Source organism: Methylobacterium sp. C1, assembly GCF_001854385.1.
Lineage (GTDB): Bacteria > Pseudomonadota > Alphaproteobacteria > Rhizobiales > Beijerinckiaceae > Methylobacterium > Methylobacterium radiotolerans.
In genome coordinates, this window is the sequence record NZ_CP017640.1 from 2,485,297 (window position 1) to 2,507,278 (window position 21,982).

18 protein-coding genes are annotated in these 21,982 nt (G+C 69.1%); 1 reads left to right on the top strand and 17 read right to left on the bottom strand.

The features are described from left to right. Together BKE41_RS11440 and dnaE are read right to left on the bottom strand one after the other, a co-directional pair. Nucleotides 1-1,302, bottom strand: coding sequence for an Nramp family divalent metal transporter (locus BKE41_RS11440; RefSeq protein WP_058607640.1), 1,302 nt, complete (start codon nucleotides 1,300-1,302; stop codon nucleotides 1-3). Between the two features lie 141 nt (nucleotides 1,303-1,443). Further along, nucleotides 1,444-4,962 (bottom strand): DNA polymerase III subunit alpha, encoded by a 3,519-nt coding sequence (dnaE, locus tag BKE41_RS11445; protein ID WP_024830246.1) that lies wholly within the window; start codon nucleotides 4,960-4,962, stop codon nucleotides 1,444-1,446. A gap of 440 nt (nucleotides 4,963-5,402) precedes the next feature. Here dnaE and BKE41_RS11450 point away from each other — a divergent pair, with 440 nt between their 5' ends. Beyond that, complete coding sequence (locus tag BKE41_RS11450; RefSeq protein WP_245295949.1) at nucleotides 5,403-6,761, top strand: glycosyltransferase; 1,359 nt, start codon at nucleotides 5,403-5,405, stop codon at nucleotides 6,759-6,761. A 169-nt stretch (nucleotides 6,762-6,930) separates the two neighbouring features. Here BKE41_RS11450 and BKE41_RS11455 read toward each other — a convergent pair whose 3' ends face one another. The 15 genes from BKE41_RS11455 to nuoI all read right to left on the bottom strand — a co-directional run bounded on the left by BKE41_RS11455 (nucleotide 6,931) and on the right by nuoI (nucleotide 21,963). Next, nucleotides 6,931-7,191, bottom strand: a complete 261-nt coding sequence (locus tag BKE41_RS11455) for a hypothetical protein (protein WP_053622713.1) — start codon at nucleotides 7,189-7,191, stop codon at nucleotides 6,931-6,933. A 295-nt stretch (nucleotides 7,192-7,486) separates the two neighbouring features. Continuing rightward, the gene (locus BKE41_RS11460) at nucleotides 7,487-8,200 is read right to left on the bottom strand and encodes an ABC transporter ATP-binding protein (RefSeq protein WP_012319018.1); all 714 of its coding nucleotides are present in this window, start codon (nucleotides 8,198-8,200) and stop codon (nucleotides 7,487-7,489) included. Nucleotides 8,201-8,212: 12 nt separating this feature from the next. After that, entirely contained in the window at nucleotides 8,213-9,523 is a 1,311-nt protein-coding gene (locus BKE41_RS11465; RefSeq protein WP_012319019.1) for a lipoprotein-releasing ABC transporter permease subunit, read from the bottom strand. A 9-nt stretch (nucleotides 9,524-9,532) separates the two neighbouring features. Next, the gene (gene proS / locus BKE41_RS11470; RefSeq protein WP_012319020.1) at nucleotides 9,533-10,858 is read right to left on the bottom strand and encodes a proline--tRNA ligase; all 1,326 of its coding nucleotides are present in this window, start codon (nucleotides 10,856-10,858) and stop codon (nucleotides 9,533-9,535) included. A gap of 466 nt (nucleotides 10,859-11,324) precedes the next feature. Continuing rightward, entirely contained in the window at nucleotides 11,325-11,651 is a 327-nt protein-coding gene (locus BKE41_RS11475; RefSeq protein ID WP_024830242.1) for a DUF1467 family protein, read from the bottom strand. Nucleotides 11,652-11,656: 5 nt separating this feature from the next. Next, the gene (gene mce / locus BKE41_RS11480; protein ID WP_012319022.1) at nucleotides 11,657-12,061 is read right to left on the bottom strand and encodes a methylmalonyl-CoA epimerase; all 405 of its coding nucleotides are present in this window, start codon (nucleotides 12,059-12,061) and stop codon (nucleotides 11,657-11,659) included. Between the two features lie 269 nt (nucleotides 12,062-12,330). Next, nucleotides 12,331-14,004: a ribonuclease J gene (locus BKE41_RS11485; protein WP_012319023.1), complete on the bottom strand. Its 1,674-nt coding sequence runs from the start codon at nucleotides 14,002-14,004 to the stop codon at nucleotides 12,331-12,333. Between the two features lie 16 nt (nucleotides 14,005-14,020). Then, complete coding sequence (locus tag BKE41_RS11490; protein WP_070999421.1) at nucleotides 14,021-14,824, bottom strand: biotin--[acetyl-CoA-carboxylase] ligase; 804 nt, start codon at nucleotides 14,822-14,824, stop codon at nucleotides 14,021-14,023. A gap of 7 nt (nucleotides 14,825-14,831) precedes the next feature. Beyond that, nucleotides 14,832-16,277: an NADH-quinone oxidoreductase subunit NuoN gene (nuoN, locus tag BKE41_RS11495; RefSeq protein ID WP_012319025.1), complete on the bottom strand. Its 1,446-nt coding sequence runs from the start codon at nucleotides 16,275-16,277 to the stop codon at nucleotides 14,832-14,834. A gap of 10 nt (nucleotides 16,278-16,287) precedes the next feature. Next, nucleotides 16,288-17,808: an NADH-quinone oxidoreductase subunit M gene (locus BKE41_RS11500; protein ID WP_012319026.1), complete on the bottom strand. Its 1,521-nt coding sequence runs from the start codon at nucleotides 17,806-17,808 to the stop codon at nucleotides 16,288-16,290. A 1-nt stretch (nucleotide 17,809) separates the two neighbouring features. Next, nucleotides 17,810-19,918, bottom strand: coding sequence for an NADH-quinone oxidoreductase subunit L (nuoL, locus tag BKE41_RS11505; protein WP_070999422.1), 2,109 nt, complete (start codon nucleotides 19,916-19,918; stop codon nucleotides 17,810-17,812). Nucleotides 19,919-19,993: 75 nt separating this feature from the next. Beyond that, a complete protein-coding gene (locus BKE41_RS31180) occupies nucleotides 19,994-20,266 on the bottom strand; it encodes a hypothetical protein (RefSeq protein WP_139342601.1) in 273 nt (90 codons plus the stop codon). A gap of 37 nt (nucleotides 20,267-20,303) precedes the next feature. Beyond that, entirely contained in the window at nucleotides 20,304-20,609 is a 306-nt protein-coding gene (gene nuoK / locus BKE41_RS11510) for an NADH-quinone oxidoreductase subunit NuoK (RefSeq protein WP_010686008.1), read from the bottom strand. Nucleotides 20,610-20,631: 22 nt separating this feature from the next. Continuing rightward, nucleotides 20,632-21,252, bottom strand: coding sequence for an NADH-quinone oxidoreductase subunit J (locus BKE41_RS11515; protein WP_024830239.1), 621 nt, complete (start codon nucleotides 21,250-21,252; stop codon nucleotides 20,632-20,634). Nucleotides 21,253-21,474: 222 nt separating this feature from the next. Next, entirely contained in the window at nucleotides 21,475-21,963 is a 489-nt protein-coding gene (gene nuoI, locus BKE41_RS11520; protein ID WP_007560744.1) for an NADH-quinone oxidoreductase subunit NuoI, read from the bottom strand. Nucleotides 21,964-21,982 lie beyond the last annotated feature (19 nt).

Sequence of the window (21,982 nt, forward strand, 5' to 3'; positions counted from 1 at the left end):
TCACAGGACCCATGTCCCGACCAGGCAGAGCGTGGCGAGGAAGGTCGCAGCGGTGGTCAGCCATCCGAGCCCGTTGGTCACGCGGCCATTGACGCGGCCGCCCATCACGGCCCGGTCGTTGGTCATCAGCATCATGAGGAGCAGGAGCGGCGGCACCGAGAAGCCCTGCACGATGCCGGACCAGACGAGCGCCCGCATCGGGTTGAAGCCGAGAAAGTTCAGACCCACCGCCAGCACGGTCACGGCCGCGATCGTGCCGTAGAACAGCTTGGCCTCGCTCGGACGGGCGTGCAGGCTGCCCGTCCGGCCGATCCCCTGCACGAGGTCGTAGGCCGCCCCCGTGGTCATCACCGGCACCGCCAGGAAGCCGACGCCGACGACCCCGAGGGCGAACAGGTACTTGGCCCCTGCCCCCGCCAGGGGCTCCAGGGCGGCCGCGGCCTGGGCGGCGCTCTCGATCTCGGTCTGCCCCGCCTGATGCAGCGTCGCGCCCGTGGACAGGACGATGAAGTAGAGGATGATGTTCGAGAACAGCATCCCGATCATCACGTCCCGGCGGGTCTTGCGCAGCTCGGCATCGGTCGCACCCTTGCGCTGCCGCAGCGTGCGCCGTCCCAGGGCGATCTCCTCCTCGACCTCCTGGTTCGACTGCCACGTGTAGATGTAGGCCGAGAGCGAGGTGCCGATGCAGGCGACGATCATCGCCAGGAAGTCGGCATCGAACCGGACCTGCGGCACGAGGGTGCCGCGCAGGATCTCGGCGGGGTCGGGACGGGCCAGGATCGCGGCCGCCACGTAGGCGAACAGGGCGAGCGCCAGCCAGCGGAAGATGTCCCGCAGGAGCGCGTAGGAGCCGAAGATCTGCAGGCTCAGGATCGCCGCGGCGGCGCCGACCACGATGGCGGGGATCGGGACCGGGACCAGCAGGTTGAGGGCCGCGCCGATCCCGCCGAGATTGGCCGCCGCCTCGATGACGTTGCCCGCGAAGGCGCCGGCCACGAGCGGGTAGAGGACCCAGCGCGGGTAGCGGTCGCGCACGATGGCGAACAGGCCCTTGCCGTAGACCTGCCCGAGCTTGGCAGAGAGGTAGACGACCACGACCATCATCGGCAGGACGACCGGGGCGATCCACAGGAACCCGAGGCCGTACCGGGCGCCGGCGCTCGCATAGGTGCCGATGGCGGAGGGGTCGTCGTCGGCGGCGCCGGTGATCACCCCGGTACCGAGGGCGTGGAGGAGGCTGCCACGGCCGCGTGGCCTGTCCGGGTCGTCGGTGTCGGGTTTCGGACGGGGCTGGTCCATGGATCCTCGTCGCAGGGTGCGCCGAGGTCCAACCGGTCGGGTTTCGCGAGTGTTCTCGGTCAGGCATCCGCGCCGTCATTCCGGGGCTCGCCCGAGGCGAGCCCCGGAATGACGGGACGGTCTTCCGCACGCCGGGGGAGGCTAGCTCACCTCCACCTGCACCACACCCGGCACGGTCCGGAGCTGGCCGGCGAGCGCCGGACTCGCCTGGAATTTTCCGGGCAGCCGGATCTCCACCTCGCGCTCGCCGCCGTCGAGCTTGAGGATCAGCGAGACCTCGCTCTCGCCCCGCATGGACAGGCGCTGCTGCACGGGGGCGACGCCGCGCGGGTCGCTCAGATGGATGCGGATGCCCTTCTGGTGGCGGGCGACCGCCTGGTCCAGGGGTTCCGCGGTGAGGATGCGGGCGCGCACGTCCTCGCCCTCCAGGTTGGCCTGAAGCTGAAGGACGAGCGGGCGGCCCGGCTCGAGGATGTCGCGGTACTGGCCGAGGCCCTCGGAGAAGATGATCGCCTCGAAATGCGCGGTCCGGTCCGACAGGGTGACGATACCCATCTTGTTGCCGGTCTTGGTCCGCCGCTCCGCCCGGTCGAGCACCGAGGCCGCGACCCGGCCGACGCTCGAGGTCCCGGCCCGGACCGCGCGGCAGAAATCCGTCCAGCTCTGCACCCGCAGCTTGTCGAGAAGGTCGCCGTACTCGTCGAGCGGATGGCCCGAGATGAAGAAGCCGATCGCCGCGTACTCGCGCTTCAGCGTGTCGGCCATCGGCCAGATCTCGTGGGGCGGGATACGCAGGGACACGTCGTCCGCCACCACGCCGCCGAACATGTCGGTGACGCCGGCGGTCTCGGCCTCCGCCGCGCTGGCCGCGAGCTTCATGATCGGCTCCACCGCCGCGAAGGCGCGGGCCCGGTCCGGCTCGATGCAGTCGAGCGCCCCCGCCTGGACGAGGCTCTCCAGGGTGCGCTTGTTGATCATCCGGGGGTTCAACCGGCGGGCGAGGCAGGCGAGGTCCTTGAACGGCCGGTCGCCGCGGGCCTCCACCAGCGCCCGCACCGCCTCGCGCCCGACGCCCTTGATGGCGGCCAGCGCGTAGAAGATCTTGCCGTCGCGCACCTCGAACACCTCGCCCGAGGTGTTGATCGAGGGCGGCTCGACCGTGATCTTCAGGCGCTGGGCGTCCTGGCGGAATTCGGCCAGCTTGTCGGTGTTGTCGATGTCGAGGGTCATGGCGGCGGCCAGGAACTCGACCGGGAAGTTCGCCTTCAGGTAGGCAGTCTGGTAGGTCAGCAGCGCGTAGGCCGCCGCGTGGCTCTTGTTGAAGCCGTAATCGGCGAACTTGGCGAGCAGGTCGAAGATCTCGTTGGCCTTGGCCTTGGTCAGGCCGCGCTCGGTGCAGCCCTTCAGGAACCGGTCGCGCTGCGCGTCCATCTCGGCGCGGATCTTCTTGCCCATGGCGCGCCGGAGCATGTCGGCCTCGCCGAGCGAGTAGCCGGCGAGCACCTTGGCGATCTCCATCACCTGTTCCTGGTAGACGATGATGCCGAAGGTCTCCTTCAGCATCGGCTCCAGCTTCGGGTCCGGGTACCAGGACGCCTCGTTGCCGGCGTCGCGGCCGAGCTTGCGCTCGCAGTAGACCGGGATGTTGGCCATCGGGCCCGGCCGGTAGAGCGCCACCAGGGCGATGATGTCCTCCAGCCGGTCGGCCTGCATCTCGCAGAGCGCCTTGCGCATGCCGGCCGATTCCACCTGGAACACGCCGACCGTCTCGCCCCGGCCCATGGGCCCGTAGGTGTTCGGGTCGTCGAGCGGCAGCGAGGCGAGGTCGATGTGGATGCCGCGCTGCTTGAGGAGATCCGTGCAGCAGCGCAGCATGGTCAGGGTCTTGAGGCCCAGGAAGTCGAACTTCACCAGCCCCGCCTGCTCGACCCACTTCATGTTGAACTGGGTCACGCGCATGCCGGTCTTCGGGTCTCGGTAGAGCGGGACCAGCTCCTCCAGGGGCCGGTCGCCGATCACCACGCCGGCGGCGTGGGTCGAGGCGTGGCGGTGCAGGCCTTCCAGCTTCTTGGAGATGTCGATGAGCCGACCGACGATCGGCTCCTCCTCCATGGCCTGCTGGAGTTTGGGCTCGCCCTCGATCGCCTGGGCGAGGGTCACCGGGTTGGCCGGGTTCTGCGGCACGAGCTTGGTCAGCTTGTCGACCTGCCCGTACGGCATCTCGAGGACGCGGCCGACATCGCGCAGCACGCCGCGGGCGAGCAGCGTACCGAAGGTGATGATCTGCCCGACCTGCCCCTCGCCGTAGCGCTGCTGCACGTACTTGATCACCCGCTCGCGGCCCTCGACGCAGAAATCGATGTCGAAATCCGGCATCGAGACGCGCTCGGGGTTGAGGAAGCGCTCGAACAGCAGGCCGAAGCGCAGCGGGTCGAGGTCGGTGATCAGCAGCGACCACGCCACCAGCGAGCCGGCGCCGGAGCCGCGGCCCGGGCCCACCGGGATGTCGTGGTCCTTGGCCCACTTGATGAAGTCCGAGACGATCAGGAAGTAGCCCGGGAACTTCATCTTGACGATGACGTCGAGCTCGAAGGCGAGGCGCTTGCGGTAATCCTCCTCGGCGAAGCCGGGCGCCGTGCCGTGCTGCTTCAGGCGCAGTTCCAGCCCCGCCTCGGCCTGCCGGCGCAGCTCGGTCGGCTCGTCGGCCGAGACCGCCTGCGCGCCCGCGTCGGACGCCTCGGCCAGGGCATCCGCCATGGGAGGCGTCTCGCCCGCCGCTACGGCGCCGAAATTCGGCAGGATCGGCTTGCGGGTCCGCGCCCGGACCGCGCAGCGCATGGCGATCTCGACCGTGGCCTGGAGCGCGTCCGGCAGGTCGCGGAACAGCTCGGCCATCTCGGCGCGGGTCTTGAAGGCGTGCGTCGGCGTCAGCCGGCGGCGGCGGTCGTCGGAGACGAGGCGGCCCTCCGCGATGGCGAGCAGCGCGTCGTGGGCGTCGTAATCGTCCGGCTTGGCGAAGAAGGGCTCGTTCGTCGCCACGATCCCGAGGCCGTGCCGACCGGCGAGGTCGAGGAGCGCGGTCTCGATCCGCCCCTCCTCGGGCAGGCCGTGGCGCTGGATCTCCACGTAGAGCCGGTCCTCGCCGAAGGTCTCTTTTAGGCGCTTCAGACGGTTGAGGGCGAGCTCCGGTCGGCCCGCCCGGAAGGCCGCGTCGAGGGGGCCCGCCATCCCGCCGGTCAGCGCGATCAGTCCCTCGGAGGCGCCCGCCAGTGCTCCCGCATCCAGGCGCGGTGCCTCGCCGAGCGCCGTGTCGAAATAGGCGCGGCTCGCCAGCCGCAGCAGGTTGGCGTAGCCGGTCTCGTCCTGGGCGAGGAGCACGATGCCGTGGCTCGTCGGTGCCTGGCGCTGATGCGGGTCGGCGGCCTCGAACGCCACCGAGAGCTGCACGCCGGCGATCGGCTGGACGCCCTCCCCGGCCGCCTTCTCGGAGAATTCCAGCGCCCCGAACAGGTTGTTGGTGTCGGTGAGCGCCAGGGCCGGCTGCCGGTCGGCGACCGCCGCCTTGATCAGGGAACCGACCTTCAGCGCCCCTTCGAGGAGAGAATAGGACGAGTGGACGTGGAGGTGGACGAATCCGACCTCCTTGAGCTGGCGTGGCATGGCCGACCTTGTTCCGGGGTCGGGCAGCATCCCCGCTCGCCGGCCTCAAGTCGACGTGTGCCGGGCCGCCGAAGGACGATATCCACCGGTCGTGCTCCGGAAGCACCAGTTCGGCCCGCCCCTGTGGACAATCGGCGTCCGGCGGCCCATCGCCTGTGCATAACCCGTCCGCGGACGGAACCGGGCGGTCTTCGGAAAAAACCGGCTAACGAACCGGTGCCAAGGCTATCGCCCAGGCGCCGAAAGCCGCGAACAGCATCCCGAACGCCATGAACTCGACCATTCCGGTCAGGACCATCCGCTTCAGCATCGACCTGCCTCCTGTGTTCCGGTCCTAGTATGTTCATGTTTTGTTCCTTTGGAAGGGCCCGCGGGTCACAGGGCGGTCCCGTTTCTCCGATAAGGTAAAAAGTGTCTTGATGCGGATCGGGCGGGCTGGCATGCCCCCGCCTTCGAGACGAACTCGTCACCGGCTGGGGGGTTCGAAGGAGCAAGCCATTCCCGAGCACCGGACGGTCGAACGGTTCGACGTCGCCCTCGTGGCCGTCGGCACACATGGCGATGTGCTGCCGTTCATCGCGCTGGGGCACGAGCTCCTGAAGCGCGGTCACGGCGTCTCGCTCGCGGCCCCGGCCCCGTTCGAGGCGATGGCCCGCCGGGCGGGCCTCGCCTTCCAGCCCCTGGGTACGGTAGCGGATTACGAGGCGGTGATCCGCCAGCCGGATCTCTGGCACCCGCAGCAGGGCTTCCGCCCGATGTTCGATTACGCCCTGCAGGTCGCCGAGGCGGCCTGCCTGTGGCTCGGCGCGACCCGCGCCCGGGGGGTCGACCTGCGGGTGGTCGCCTCGCCGCTGGGCTGGGGCGCGCGGCTCGCGCAGGACCTCTACGATCTGCCGACCGCGACGCTGCACGTCATGCCGTTCCTGATCGAGAGCCGGTACGATCCGCCGCGCCTGCCGGGCCTGCCGCTGCCGCGCGTGCTGCCGGCCGCCCTGCGGGCCTACGTGAATCTCGGCGTCGACAAGGTGGCGGTCGGCCCGTTCACGCTGCCGCCGCTGAACGCCCTGCGGGCGCGTCTCGGCCTCGATCCGGTCTACCGGCTGCGGCACTGGTGGAACAGCCCGACCGGCATGCTCCTGATGTTTCCCGACTGGTACGCGGAGCCGCAGGCCGACTGGCCGGGCCAGGCGGTGCAGCTCGGCTTCCCGCTGGTCGACCGGTTCGGCGACGTGGCGGCCATGCCGCCGGAGCTGGAAGCGTTCCTCGACGCGGGCGACCCGCCGATCGTGTTCACCTACGGCTCGGCCATGCGCCAGGGCGCCGGCTTCTTCGACACCGCGGTGCGGCTGTGCCGGCGCATGGGCCGGCGCGGCGTCCTGCTCGCCCCCCAGGGCGGGCAGATCCCGAAGCCGCTGCCGGCCGGGATCGTCCACCTTCCCTACGCGCCCCTGAGCGCCCTGCTGCCGCGCAGCGCGGCGCTGGTCCATCACGGCGGCGTCGGCACGGTCGCGCAGGCCCTGGCGGCGGGCGTCCCGCAGCTCGTGGTGCCGGTGGCCTTCGACCATTTCGACGAGGGGCGGCGGCTGAAGGATCGGGATCTGGGCGCCACCCTGAGCCGCCGCGCCTTCCGGCCCGCGCGCGCGGCGCGCGTGCTCGGGCGGCTCCTCGCCGACCCCGCGGTGGCGCGGGCCTGCGCGGCGGCCCGGGCTCGGATGGCGGAAGGCCCCGATGCCATCCGCGACGCCTGCGATTACGTGGAGCGGCTGACGAGCGCGGAGGCCGGTTCCGGCGCGTCCTGACTGCACCGGCCGCGCGCGCGGGAGGCGCCGCCCTGTACGGGGCGGCGCCTCCGATCACTGGCCCAACAACGTGGTGGCCGAACCGACGATGGTCATGAGCAGGCCGCTCACGAAGGCGCCGATCATGACGTAGGAGAGCGCTTTCAGCTTCATCCGTCCTCCCGTCGGATCAGCAGCGGTAGCCGCCGGCGGTCTGGCCGTACTGCTTCACCGGCCGGGTCTGCTGATCGGCGTTGCCCTCGGCGGCCGAGCTCAGCGGGCAGCCGACATAGTTGGGATTGTCGTGGACCCCGAGGCCCAGCGCGCCCGTGGTCTCGACCTCGTAGGGAGTGAAGCCTGTCCAGCGGGCGCCGTTCGCCGCCAGAGCGGACGAGATCGGAGCGACGCCAAGGACAAGTGCGGTGACGGCGACGGCGATACGGGTCTTCATGGTCAGGCTCCAGAGATCACGCAGTACAGGCCGGTTGTTCGGCTCTGTTTTATCTTGCGTGATCGTAAGGTAGGGAGCGGGCGTCTTCCGCGGCGTGACGCGCCGCACGCGGCGCGACGGATTAAAGATCGCGTGCACTTGCGGGGAGCGTAGGCCCGCGGACCGGGTCGCGTCGCGGGTTCGAAGCGATGCGCCTTGTGGTTGATCGAGGCCGACGGTGCACGCGTGGGCGGGCGTTCGCCGCGTGCCGTCGCTGCGCCGGCGCACGGGGCACTCTGCCCGGATGTGGGGCCGCTCAGTCGAGCTGCGTGATCAGGCCGTCCCGGATGGTGACCCGCCGATCCATGCGGGCGGCCAATTCCAGGTTGTGGGTCGCGACCAGGGCGGCGAGCCCCGAGGCGCGGACCAGGGCCATCAGGACCGAGAAGACGTGGCCCGCCGTCCCGGGATCGAGGTTGCCGGTCGGCTCGTCGGCGAGGAGGAGGCGCGGGCCGTTGGCCACCGCCCGGGCGATGGCGACGCGCTGCTGCTCGCCCCCCGACAGCTCCGCGGGGCGGTGCGGCAGCCGCTCCTTGAGGCCCAGGAAGCTGAGGAGCTCCGTGGCCCGGGCCTTCGCCTCCGGGCGCTTCAGGCCGCGGATGAGCTGGGGCATCACCACGTTCTCCAGCGCGGAGAATTCCGGCAGGAGATGGTGGAACTGGTAGACGAAGCCCATCTCCTCGCGCCGCAGGCGGGTCCGCTCGGCATCCGCCATCGCGGCGGTCGGGTGGCCGCCGATGTAGATCTCGCCCCCGTCGGGCCGCTCCAGCAGGCCGGCGAGGTGCAGCAGCGTCGACTTGCCGGCGCCCGACGGCGCCACGAGCGCCACCAGCTCGCCCGGCCAGATCGCGAGATCGGCCCCGCGCAGGATCTCCAAGGCGCCCTCGGCCTGGGCGTAGCGCCGCTCGACGCGGGAGAAGAACAGGGCCGGCACCGGCGGGTCGCCGGCGGTCTGGCTCGAATCGCTCATCGGATGGGCCCGTCAGCCGTAGCGGAGGGCCTGCACCGGATCGAGCCGGGCGGCGCGCCAGGAGGGATACAGCGTCGCCGCGAGCGACAGCAGCAGGGAGGTGATCACCACGGCAGTGATCTCCTTCGGGTTCATCTGGGCCGGGATCTCGGCGAGGAACCGCACCGTGGGGTCCCAGGCGCCCGGAAACAGCACGTGCTGGATCGGCTTGATGTTGAGGGTGATCAGGACGCCGAGCCCCAGCCCGCTGAGCGTCCCGACGACGCCGATCAGCGCACCGTTGATCAGGAACACCCGCATGATCGTGCCCGGGGTCGCCCCCATGGTGCGCAGGATGGCGATGTCGCTCGACTTGTCGCGCACCAGCAGGATCAGGCCGGAGACGATGTTGAGCGTCGCCACCACGACGATCAGGCTGAGGATCAGGAACATGACGTTCCGCTCGACCTCCAGGGCCCCGAAGAAGGTCCGGTTGCGCTGGCGCCAGTCGGTCAGCAGGATCGGGCGCTCGGCCGCCATCTCCAGGGGCTCGCGCATGTCGCCAACATGGTCGGGATCGTCGACGTAAATCTCGATCATGCTCACGTCGCCGTCCTTGTTGAAGAAGGCCTGGGCCTCGGTCAGCGGCATGAACACGAAGGTCTGGTCGAACTCGGTCATGCCGACCTCGAAGACCGCCTTGACGGTGTAGCTCTTGGTGCGCGGCGCCGTCCCGAACGGCGTCGACGAGCCCTTGGGCGTGACCAGCGTGATCGTGTCGCCGGCCTGCAGGCCCAGCGTGTCGGCGAGCCGCCGCCCGATCAGCACGCCCGTGCCGTCGTCGAAGCCCTCCAGGGTGCCGCCGCGGATCGCCGAGGAGACGGCCGCCAGCGCGTCGAGGTCGGCCGCCCGCACGCCGCGGATGATCACCCCCGAGCCGCCATACTGCGAGGAGGCGAAGGCCTGGCCCTCGACCAGCGGCACCGCCGCGCGCACGCCCGCCACCTTCGACAGGCGCTCCGACAGGTCGGTCCAGTCGTTGAACGGCCGGTCGATGGGCGTCGCGAACAGGTGGCCGTTGATGCCGACGATCTTCGACAGCAGTTCCGCCCGGAAGCCGTTCATCACCGACAGGACGATGATCAGCGTGGCGACGCCGAGCGCGATGCCGAGCACCGAGAAGAACGCCACCACCGAGACGCCGCCGCCCCGGCGCCGGGCGCGCAGGTAGCGGCCGGCGAGGATCCACTCGAACGGCGCGAAGGGCGCGGTGCCCTGGCGGAACGAGGCCGCGAGCGAGGCCGCGAAGGTCCGAACCCGGTCCAGCTTCGCTGAGGCGGCCATCGGCACGCCTCAGACGCGCCGGATGCGTGCCAGCAGATCGACGGTCGCGAGGCTCTCGCGCTCGCCACCGGCACGCCGCTTCAGCTCGACCTTGCCCTCCGCCAAGCCCTTGGGCCCGACGATCACCTGCCAGGGCAGGCCGATCAGGTCGGCGGTGGCGAACTTCGCGCCGGGGCGCTCGTCGCGGTCGTCGTAGAGCACCGACAGGCCGGCGGCCTCGAGATCGGACTGGATCTGCGCGCAGGCGGCTTCGGTCGCGGAATCCCCGACCTTGAGGTTGATCAGCGCGACGTCGAACGGCGCGACCGCGTCCGGCCAGATGATCCCGGCCTCGTCGTGGCTGGCCTCGATGATCGCCGCCACCAGGCGGCTCGGCCCGATGCCGTAGGAGCCCATGTGGACCGGCCGCTCGATCCCGTCCGGACCGGCGACCTTGGCGCCCATCGGCTCGGAATACTTCGTTCCGAAATAGAAGATGTGCCCGACCTCGATGCCGCGGGCGGCCATGCGGCTGTCCTCCGGGACCTCCGCGAAGGCCGCCGGCTCGTGCATCTCCTCGGTGGCCGCGTAGTGCGAGGTCCAGGCATCGACGATGCCCTGCAGGGCGGCGACGTCGTCGAAATCGACGGTCGCCGGCGGGATGTCGAAGCCGAGATAGGCCTTGTCGCAGAAGACCTCGCTCTCGCCGGTCTTCGCCAGGATGATGAACTCGTGGGACAGGTCGCCGCCGATCGGGCCGGTATCGGCGCGCATCGGGATCGCCTTCAGGCCGAGGCCCGCGAAGGTGCGCAGATACGCCACGAACATCCGGTTGTAGGCGTGGCGGGCGCCGGCCTGGTCGAAGTCGAACGAGTAGGCGTCCTTCATCAGGAACTCGCGGGAGCGCATCGTGCCGAAGCGCGGCCGCACCTCGTCGCGGAACTTCCACGAGATCTGGTAGAGGTTCTTGGGCAGGTCCTTGTAGGAGCGCACGCTCGCCCGGAAGATCTCGGTGACCATCTCCTCGGCGGTGGGGCCGTAGAGCATCTCGCGGTCGTGCCGGTCCTTCAGGCGCAGCATCTCCTTGCCGTAGGCGTCGTAGCGGCCGGATTCCCGCCACAGCTCGGCGGACTGCACCGTCGGCATCAGGATCTCGACGGCGCCGGACCGGTCCTGCTCCCGCCGGATCACCGCGCAGACGCGCTCCAGCACCCGCAGGCCCAGCGGCAGCCAGGCGTAGATGCCGGCGGCTTCCTGGCGGACCAGGCCGGCGCGCAGCATCAGCCGGTGCGAGACGATCTCGGCTTCCTTGGGCGTCTCGCGCAAGGTCGGCATGAAGTAGCGGGAGAGACGCATGTCTTCGGAGTCTTGGAAGAGGATCGACCGGGAGGAGCCGCGGCGCGCCGGCACACAACACGCCGGAGACGCAAATTACAAGCACTGCGCGACCACGGCGGGGCGTAATCGCGGCGAACCGGAGGCGGCGGCCCGGCCGCGGCGAGGCCGCTGCCTAGGCGGGAAGCGGTATGCCCATTTGCCGGCAAGAAAGCGCAGATTTTTCTCGCAGACCCGGTGACAACACGAATTGTTGTTCCTATAAGCGTCCGGCGATGTTTGCGACGCCCGGAAGAGGTGGCGCAAGGTCCGAGTCTCGGGAGGAAAAGCGACCGCCCCGCAGCCAATGCGAGGGATATTTCAAGGTCGAGCCACTGAAGCTTGAAAGCAAGGCCTCGGGCCTTGCTTTTTTTATTCTTGGGACCCGTCGGCTGGGCGGTGTCGGGGCGCCCGACGGTCCTCCGCCCGTCTAGGTTTCCCGGCCGTCCTACAGCCCGGTCAGCGGGAACACCGCCAAGGCGATCAGGAAGGCGGCCCCCGCGACCAGCGTCGTCCAGATGGCCTTCTCGCGCAGCCGCGGCGCCGCCGGCGCGCCGGGATCCTGACCCGGCACCACGTGGCTGGGCCGCGTCTCCGGCTGGTTCCGCAGGGGCAGGACCGCGAAGAGCAGCGTCCACCAGACCACGAAGTAGAGGGCGATCGCGCCGCCCACCGTCAGCTTGAACAGGCCCACCGCCGCCGCCACGAAGGCGGCGATCATCGCGGCGATGACGGCCAGCGTCATCGGCGTCGAGCGGGCGAGCGTGGTCATCATCCGGCTCACACCTGCTCCAGCTCGACCAGGGTGCCCAGGAAGTCCTTGGGATGCAGGAACAGGACCGGCTTGCCGTGGGCGCCGATCCGCGGCTCGCCGGTGCCGAGCACCCGGGCGCCCTGCGCCTTGAGCTTGTCGCGGGCGGCCAGGATGTCGTCGACCTCGTAGCAGACGTGATGGATGCCGCCGCCCGGGTTGCGGGCCACGAAGGACTCGATCGGCGAGCCCTCGCCCAGGGGGGCCATCAGCTCGATCTTGCTGTTCGGCAGCTCGACGAACACGACGGTGACGCCGTGCTCGGGCTGCGGCAGGGGCGCGGTGATCTTCGCACCCAGCGTGTCGCGATAGACCGCGCAGGCGGCGTCGAGATCCTGCACGGCGATGGCCACGTGGTTGAGACGGCCGATCATGGTGTTTCCTCCCCAGCGCTGGCTCCCTGTCCGGGAGCTTTGTTCGTTCGCGGGGAAGGCTCCGCCCGTGCGGCCGGACGCGACCTGCCCCTCTCCCGTGCGGGAGAGGGTTGGGGGGAGGGATACGCCCTCTCCTGCCGAACCTGTCCCCTCGCCCTGTCCCTCTCCCGCGCGGGAGAGGGAACCTGTGTCTTCTCCGGCCGACGATGAGAGACTTCAGCTGTCTCGAAGCGCTGCAGATTACAGCGCCTCGCGATCGGCAGCCAGCCTCACACCTCCACCACCTGCACGTGGCAGGCCGGCTTCTTGCCCCACACCTCGTTGACCGCGGTGCGCACGGCCCGGTCGACCGTCTTCTCGACGCTCTCCGAGTCCTTCAGCTTGCCCCGCGACATCCCCGAGAGGGTGCGGGAGACCGCGTCCACCACGGTCTCGATCAGCGGCTCCCCGGACCGGCCGCGGTTCGGCAGGCCGATGATGTCCACGGCCGGCTCGCCGAGCACGACGCCGTCCTCGTCGATGGCGATCGCCACCGAGACCAGGCCGGCCTGCATCAGCTTGCGCCGCTCCGGGATCGCCCGGTCCTTCTCGTCGATCAGGACGTCGCCGTCCTTGAACAGGCGGCCGGCCTTCACGTGGTCGATCACCTCGGGCTTGCCGGGGCTCAGGCGGATCAGGCTGCCGTTGCGGGCCTTGACCACGTTCTGCACGCCCTGCGCCCGGGCGAAGCGGGCATGCTCGTCGAGGTGCAGGGCCTCGCCGTGGACCGGGATCGCGGTGCCCGGGCGGGTCCACCGGTACATCTCGACCATCTCGTCCCGGCGCGGGTGGCCGGAGACGTGGACGAGGTCGGTGCGGTCGGTGATCACCTCGACGCCCTGCTCGATCAGGTCGTTGATGATCGATCCGACATCGCGCTCGTTGCCCGGGATGGCGCGCGAGGAGAAGATCACCTGGTCGCCGGCGGTGAGGCTGATATCCGGGTGGTCGCGGCGGGAGACGCGGGCGAGCGCCGCCCGCGGCTCGCCCTGGGAGCCGGTGAGCAGGGCGACGACGCGCTCCCGCGGCAGGCTCTTCCACGAATCCGAGCGGCGGAACTCGGGCAGGCCGTCGAGGTAGCCGCACTCGCGGGCGACGTCGATAACCCGGTCCATGGCGCGGCCGACCGCGATGACCTCGCGCCCGCAGGCGGCGGCGGCCTCGGCGACCGCGCGGATGCGGGCCACGTTCGACGCGAAGGTCGTCACCGCGACCCGGTGCGGCGCGTCCGCGATCAGCGTCTTCAGGGTCTCGGCGACGGTCTTCTCGCTCGGCGAGAAGCCCTCGCGCACGACGTTGGTCGAGTCGCACACGATCGCGAGAACGCCCTCGTCCCCGAGCGCCGTGAACGCCTCCGGCGACGTCACGGAGCCGGCCACCGGGGTCGGGTCGATCTTCCAGTCGCCGGTGTGGAGGACGAGACCGGCCGCCGTGCGGATGGCGATGGCGTTCGATTCCGGGATGGAGTGCGAGACCGGCACGTACTCGAGCTCGAACGGGCCGACGGTCACGCGCCGGCCGGGCTTCACCTCCCGCAGCTCGACCTTCGGGGCGCCGGGCTCGGAGAGGCGCCGGGTCTCCAGCAGGTTCTTGGCGAAGCGGGTCGCGTAGACCGGCGCCTTGAGCCGGGGCCACAGTTCCGAGATCGCCCCGATATGGTCCTCGTGCGCGTGGGTGATGAAGATCCCCAGCAGGTCCTTGCGCCGCTCCTCGATGAAGGAGAGGTCGGGGAACATCAGGTCGACGCCGGGCATCTGCTCCTCGCCGGCGAAGCCCATGCCGCAATCGACCATGATCCACTTCCGGCCCTTCTCCGGGCCGAACCCGTAGAGCGCCGCGTTCATCCCGATCTCGCCCACGCCGCCGAGCGGCAGGAAGACCAGCTCCTCCTGTCCTTTAACCATCTGTCGTCGTCCAAACTCAGGCCGCCGTCGCGGCCGATCCGAAATGCACCTCGCCCGCCGTCACGGTATGCCGGTTCCCATCGGGGGCGAGGATCACGAGCCGCCCCCCCTCGTCGATCGTCTCGAACACGCCCCGCAGGGTGTGCCCGCCGCTGTGCACCGCGATCTCCGATCCGAGACCCGCGGCCCGCGCGAGCCAGGCCGCGCGCAGGTCAGCGAAATTCCGTCCTCGGTCCCAGGCGCGCGCCCGCGCGGCCATCCGGTCCGAGAGATGTTCCAGTAGCGCCTCGGCGTCGCGCGCGTAACCCGCCGCCGCCAAGCTCGCGGCCTCCAGGCCGTCCGGCGCGGCCGCGACGTTCACGCCGAAGCCGATGACGGCGGCGCGCCGGCCGCCGGGCAGCGTCTCCGCCTCCAGGAGAAGACCCGCGAGCTTCGCCCCGCCGAGCAGAACGTCGTTCGGCCATTTCAGCCAAAAAGATCGGGCCCCGGCGCCGGATCCGGTATCCGGCAGGGTGCCGCAGGCCGCCTCCAGCGCCTCGATCAGGGCGAGGCCGGCCACGAAGCCGAGTTCGGCGAGGTGGTCCGGCGCGACCCCGGCGACGGGCCAGAGCACGCTGGCCGCGAGGTTCCCGGGAAGCGAGGCCCAGCTGTTGCCGCGCCGGCCGCGGCCCGCCTCCTGGCGGTGCGTCACGACCCAGAGCGGGCCGGTCTCGCCCGCGCGCGCGCGCGCCATGGCCTCCGTGTTGGTGGAGCCGAGGGTGTCGTGGACGTGCAGGCGGTGGCCCTCGGCGCGCGCCGAGGGCCCGAGTCGGTAGCTCAAGGCCGTCCTAGAACAGCGACTTGGCGGCCCGGCCGGCGGCGCCGACCAGCGGGCCGGGCAGCAGGAAGAACAGCACCACCACGACGCTCGACAGGGCGAGCACCACGCGCAGGCCCGGCGCCATCGCCTCGTAGGGCTCCTTCGGCTCGTCGAAGTACATGATCCGCACGACGCGCAGGTAGTAGTAGGCGCCGACCACGCTGGTCACGACGCCGATCACCGCCAGCGTCACGAGGCCCGCCTTGATGGCGGCGGCGAAGACGTAGAACTTCGCGAAGAACCCGGCGAGCGGCGGGATGCCGGCCAGCGAGAACATCATCGCGGCGAGGCAGAAGGCCAGCCACGGATGCGTGCGCGACAGGCCCGACAGGTCCTCGATCTTCTCGAACATCACGTCCCGGCGCCGGAGCGACAGGATGATCGCGAAGGTGCCGAGGGTCATCGCGAGGTAGATGATCATGTAGGTGACGAGCCCGCTGATCCCCTCCTCCGAGCCGCAGGCGAGCCCGATCAGCGCGTAGCCGATATTGGCGATCGACGAGTAGGCCATCAGGCGCTTGATCGAGGTCTGGCCGATCGCCGCGAAGGAGCCGAGCGCCATCGACACCACCGAGACGAAGATGAAGATCTGCTGCCAGATCGCCGTCACGTCCGGCATGGCGCCGATAAAGACGCGGACCGTCATCGCCACGGCGGCCATCTTGGGCGCCGAGGCGAAGAAGGCCGTCACCGGGGTCGGCGAGCCTTCGTAGACGTCGGGCGTCCACATGTGGAACGGCACGGCCGCCAGCTTGAAGCAGACGCCGGCCGCCAGGAACACGATGCCGAGCACGATGCCGAAGCCGGCATTCTCGTTCAGCGCGGAGACGATGCCGGGGAACGACACGGTGCCGGTGAAGCCGTAGACCAGCGAGGCGCCGTAGAGCAGCATGCCGGACGAGAGCGCGCCGAGCACGAAGTACTTGAGGCCGGCCTCGGTGGACTTCACGTCGTCCCGGTGGAAGGCGGCGATCACGTAGGCGGCGAGCGACTGCAACTCCAGACCGAGATAGAGCGCGATCAGGTCGTTGGCCGAGACCATGACCATCATGCCGATGGTGCAGAGCACGATCAGCACCGGGAACTCGAACCGGTCGATGCGCTCGCGCTTGAAGAAGTCGTGCGCCAGCAGGATCGTCGCCGACGAGCCGAGCAGCACCAGCGACTTCATCACCTTGGAGAAGGCGTCCGACACGAACGCCCCCGACAGGGTCGTCACCCGGCCGTGGACCGGCTGGGAGATCACCACCGACAGGGCGACGAGGAGCAGGACCAGGGCGCCGACGCTGACGGTCTCGGCGGAGCGGTCGCCGCGCCACGCGCCGTAGAGGATCAGGACCATGACGCCGACGCCGAGGATCAGCTCGGGCAGGAGCGGCGCCAGCGACGGCAGGACGGAGTGGACGGTTGTCATGGTGTCCGCCTCAGCGCGGGATCGGCAGCGCCGCGGCGGCCGTCTGGGTGTTCGAGAGCGCGGTCTTGATGCTCGCCATGAGCGCGTCGGTCGAGGGCGCGAACACGTCGAGCACCGGGGCCGGATGCACGCCGTAGTAGATCGTCAGCACCACCAGCGGCGCCAGGATGATCTTTTCACGGGTGTCGAGATCCAGGATGCCCTGGAGGTTCGGCTTCTCCAGCTTGCCGTAGATCACCCGGGCGTAGAGCCACAGGGCGTAGGCCGCCGACAGGATGATGCCGAAGGTCGAGAAGAACGCGACGTTCGGGTTCGCCTTGAAGGCGCCGAGCATCGCCAGGAACTCGCCGACGAAGCCGGAGGTGCCGGGCAGGCCGACATTGGCCATGGTGAAGATCAGCATGGCCACGGCGTAGAGCGGCATCCGCTTCACGAGGCCGCCATAGGCGGCGATCTCGCGGGTGTGCATCCGGTCGTAGACGACGCCGACGCAGAGGAAGAGCGCCCCCGACACGATGCCGTGGGAGATCATCAGGAACAGCGCGCCCTGGATGCCCTGCTCGTTCAAGGTGAACAGGCCGAGCGTCACGAAGCCCATATGGGCCACCGACGAGTAGGCGATCAGCTTCTTGATGTCGGTCTGCATCATCGCGGTGAGCGAGGTGAAGATGATCGCGATCACCGAGAGGGCGAAGACGAAGGGCGCGAACTCCTGGCTCGCCACCGGCAGCATCGGCAGCGAGATCCGGATAAAGCCGTAGCCGCCCATCTTCAGGAGGATGCCGGCCAGGATCACGGAGCCGGCGGTGGGGGCCTCCACGTGGGCGTCGGGCAGCCAGGTGTGGACCGGCCACATCGGCATCTTCACCGCGAACGAGGCGAAGAAGGCGAGCCACAGCCAGGTCTGCATCTGCACCGGGAAGCGGTACTGCAGCAGGGTCGGGATGTCGGTGGTGCCGGCCTGCCAGTACATCGCCATCACGGCGAGCAGCATCAGCACCGAGCCGAGCAGGGTGTAGAGGAAGAACTTGAAGCTCGCGTAGATCCGGCGCTGCCCGCCCCAGATGCCGATGATCAGGAACATCGGGATCAGGCCGGCCTCGAAGAACAGGTAGAACAGCAGCAGGTCGAGGGAGGCGAACACGCCGATCATCGTCGTCTCGAGGACGAGGAAGGCGACGAAGTACTCCTTCACCCGGAAGTGGATCGAGTGCCACGAGGCGCCGATGCAGAACGGCATCAGGAACGTGGTCAGCAGGATCAGCGGCATCGAGAAGCCGTCGACGCCGAGCTTGAACCGGATCGTCTCGGTGAGCCAGGCGTGGCTCTCCACCAGCTGGAAGCTCGACGAGGCGGCGTCGTAGCGGCTCCAGGCCACCAGGGAGAGCAGGAAGGTGACCACCGTGGTGGCGAGCGCGGCCCAGCGGCTGTTGCGCGCGACCGATTCCTCGTCGCCGTTCAGCGTCAGGATGAAGGCCGCGCCGCAGAGCGGCACGATCAGCAGGCCGGAGAGGATGCCGAGGCCGAGCATGTCAGTGAGCACCCTTGGGCAGGCCGGACATCAGGTACCAGCTGATCAGGCCGGCGACGCCGATGAGCATCACGAAGGCGTAATGGTACAGGTAGCCGGTCTGGAGCCGGACGACCCCGCGGGTCACGTCCACGACGCGCGCCGCGATGCCGTTGGGGCCGAGGCCGTCGATGATCCGGCCGTCGCCCTCCTTCCAGAGGAACAGGCCGAAATCCTTGGCCGGGCGGACGAAGATCCGGTCGTAGATCTCGTCGAAGTACCACTTGTTGAGCAGGAACCGGTACAGCGACGGCTGCTGCGCGGCGAGCTGGCCCGGAAGCTCCGGCCGGCGGATGTACATCCAGTAGGCCAGCACGAAGCCGAGGATCAGCATGACGAGCGGCGAGTAGGAGACCAGAGCCGGGACCTCGTGGATCTCGTGCATGATGTGGTTGTTCGGCCCGTGCGCCAGGGCGTGGCCCCAGAACGCGTCCATCCCCTCGCCGATGAAGCGGTTGTGGAAGATGATCCCGGCGAACAGCGCGCCGAAGGCGAGGATCGCCAGCGGGACCGTCATCACCAGCGGGCTCTCGTGGGGCGTGTGGTCGCCGTGGTGGCCGTGCCCGTGATGGTCGTCGGCGACGAGGTCGCTCCTGTGCGCCGGCTCGACGTCGTGGCCCTTGTCGTCGTGGGCGACGCCCTCGGTGTGGCCCGGCGCGCCGTCGGCCTCGTGCGCCATGGTAGAGTGCGCGACCGCGGGGGCGTCGTGGTGACCGTGGGCCGCGTGCGCGCCCCAGCGCGCCGGACCCTCGAAGGTCATGAAGAACAGGCGCCACGAGTAGAACGAGGTGAAGAACGCCGCCACCACGACGCACAGGAAGGCGAGGGTGTGGCCCGGCCGGGTCGACGCGTAGGCGGCCTCGATGATCGCGTCCTTCGAGTAGTAGCCGGCCGTGTAGGGGAAGCCGATCAGCGCCAGGGAGCCGATCGCCATCATGGCGCTGGTGTAGGGGATGTAGCGGCGCAGGCCGCCCATGTTCCGCATGTCCTGCTCGTGGTGCATCGCGTGGATGACCGAGCCGGCCCCGAGGAACAGCAGCGCCTTGAAGAAGGCGTGGGTGAAGAGGTGGAACACGCCGGCCGAGTAGGCGCCGACGCCGAGCGCCACGAACATGTAGCCGAGCTGCGAGCAGGTCGAGTAGGCGATCACCCGCTTGATGTCGTTCTGCACCAGCCCGATCGTGGCCGCGAAGAACGCCGTGATGCCGCCGATCACCGTCACGACGATGAGCGCGTTCGGCGCCTCCTCGAAGAGCGGCGAGAGGCGCGCGACCATGAACACGCCCGCGGTCACCATGGTGGCGGCGTGGATCAGCGCCGAGACCGGTGTCGGGCCCTCCATCGCGTCCGGGAGCCACGTGTGCAGCAGGAACTGCGCCGACTTGCCCATGGCGCCCATGAACAGCAGCAGGCAGGCGAGGGTCAGTGCGTTCCAGTCGTAGCCGAGGAAGTGGAAGGTGAGCGTCTTGATCGCGTCGACCTTGCCGAAGATCGCGTCGAAGGCCACCGAGCCGGTGAGCACGAAGGTCAGGAAGATGCCGAGGGAGAAGCCGAAATCGCCCACGCGGTTGACGATGAACGCCTTCATGGCGGCGGCGTTGGCCGAGGGCTTCTCGTACCAGAACCCGATCAGCAGGTAGGAGGCGAGGCCCACGCCCTCCCAGCCGAAGAACATCTGCACGAGGTTGTCGGCCGTCACCAGCATCAGCATGGCGAAGGTGAACAGCGACAGGTAGGCGAAGAAGCGCGGCCGGTGCGGGTCCTCCTCCATGTAGCCCACGGAGTAGAGGTGCACGAGGGTCGAGACGGTGGTCACGACGACCAGCATCACCCGCGTCAGGGTGTCGACCTTGAAGGCCCAGTCGACCTGCAGGTCGCCGGCCGAGAACCAGGACGCAACCTGCACCCGCTCGGCGTGGCCGCCGTCGAGGAACACGCCCCAGGCGATCAGCGCCGTGAAGGCGAGGAACGCCGTGGTGATGTACTCGCAGGCCCGCGCCCCGATGTACCGGCCGAACAAGCCGGCAATCAGGAAGCCGATAAGCGGGAAGAAGACGATCGCGTGATACATCCTACTCGTAGGTCCTCAGTTCGATCGTTCGACCGGCCGGCAATGCAGTTCCGTCATTGACCCGCATCGATGGACTCAAAATCTCCCGCAGCCGCACATTTTGAACCAATGCGTGACGCTGCCGTCGGGGTTTCGCTTCGAAAACTCGCATTCGTTGCACGGCACGGCCTCGCCAATCTCGTAGATGCGTTCACGATTTGGGCGGTCGCGCCGAGGTCGCGGGTCGAAATCGTAGACATCATCTTGCGTCGGCTTTTTCGATGCGACGGAGCTGAGATCATCTGCCTTCGCCGGATTGCTGGGCGGGAGGCCCGCACCAACAGAGCCGTCGAACACGGCTAAGGCCATGACACCGGCTGCGATGCAGCGAGCGGCCGACACCGAATCACCCTTTCATCATGCTCACGTCCTCCACCGCGATCGAGCCGCGGTTGCGGAAGAACACCACCAGGATGGCGAGGCCGATCGCCGATTCGGCGGCCGCGACGGTCAGCACGAACAGGGCGAAGACCTGTCCGGTGATGTCGTTCAGCTGCGTCGAGAAGGCGACGAGGTTGATGTTGACCGAGAGCAGGATCAGCTCGACCGACATCAGGATGACGATGATGTTCTTGCGGTTGATGAAGATGCCGAGCACGCCGAGCGTGAACAGGATCGCCGCGACGGTGAGATAGTGGCTCAGGCCGATCATCGTTCGAATCTCCGGGCGATCATCAGACCTCGACACCCTGGCGCGACGGGACCTTGCGGGTCTCCACCGCCATGGCCTGGGTGCGGGCGTTCTGGACCGCGATGTTCTGGCGCTTGACGCCCGGCCGGTCGCGCAGCGTCAGCACGATCGCGCCGATCATGGCGACCAGCAGGATCAGGCCGGCGAGCTGGAAGAAGTAGGCGTAGTCCGTGTAGATCACCCGGCCGAGCGCCTGGGCGTTGGTGAGGTTCTCGGCGGCCGCGACGTTGCCGAGCGGGGCCTGGACGAGGCCCGGGTCGATGCTCCACGAGCCGACGACCAGCAGCAACTCGACCAGGAAGATCGCGCCGATCAGGGCGCCAATCGGCAAGTATTGCTGGAAGCCCTGGCGCAGCTCGGCGAAATCGACGTCGAGCATCATCACGACGAACAGGAACAGGACCGCGACCGCGCCGACGTAGACGACCACGAGGATCATCGCGAGGAACTCGGCGCCCATCAGGACGAACAGTCCGGCGGCGTTCACGAAGGCGAGGATCAGGAACAGCACCGAGGCGACGGGATTGCGCGAGGCGATCACCATGAAGCCCGACGCGACCGTGATGCTCGCGAACAGATAGAAGAAGGCGGCTGCTGCGGTCATGCGCTGGTCGGGATCGGCCGCCGGAGCGGCCCCTTCTGCCGTGCGTGGAGACGGTCCGCAGCGGGCGGCCCGTCTATAGAACCCGGTCGGCGGGGGCACAACAGCGCCCCCGGCATGGCTCTAGAGGATCGCACCGGAAACGGGAACCGGCACGGTGCTCTAAAGGCTTGTTCTCGCATCATCTTCTTCCGAAAGCCGGCGGCCGCCCTTCGGGACGACGCGTCAGCGATACGGCGCGTCCATCGCGATGTTGCGGGCGATCTCACGCTCCCAGCGGTCGCCGTTCAGCAGGAGCTTCTGCTTGTCGTAGAGAAGCTCCTCCCGGGTCTCCACCGAGAATTCGAAGTTGGGGCCCTCGACGATGGCGTCCACCGGGCAGGCCTCCTGGCACATGCCGCAGTAGATGCACTTCACCATGTCGATGTCGTAGCGCGTCGTCCGGCGTGTGCCGTCGTTGCGGCGGGGGCCCGCCTCGATGGTGATCGCCTGCGCCGGGCAGATCGCCTCGCAGAGCTTGCAGGCGATGCAGCGCTCCTCGCCGTTGGGGTAGCGGCGCAGGGCGTGCTCGCCCCGGAAGCGCGGGCCGCGGTGGCCCATCTCGAAGGGGTAGTTGATCGTGGCCTTCGGCTTGAAGAAGTAGCGCATGCCGAGGATCATCCCCGACACGAACTCCTTCAGGAGAAGGCTCTTGGCGACCTGATCGAGCTTCATGCCCGGATCTCCGATGCGA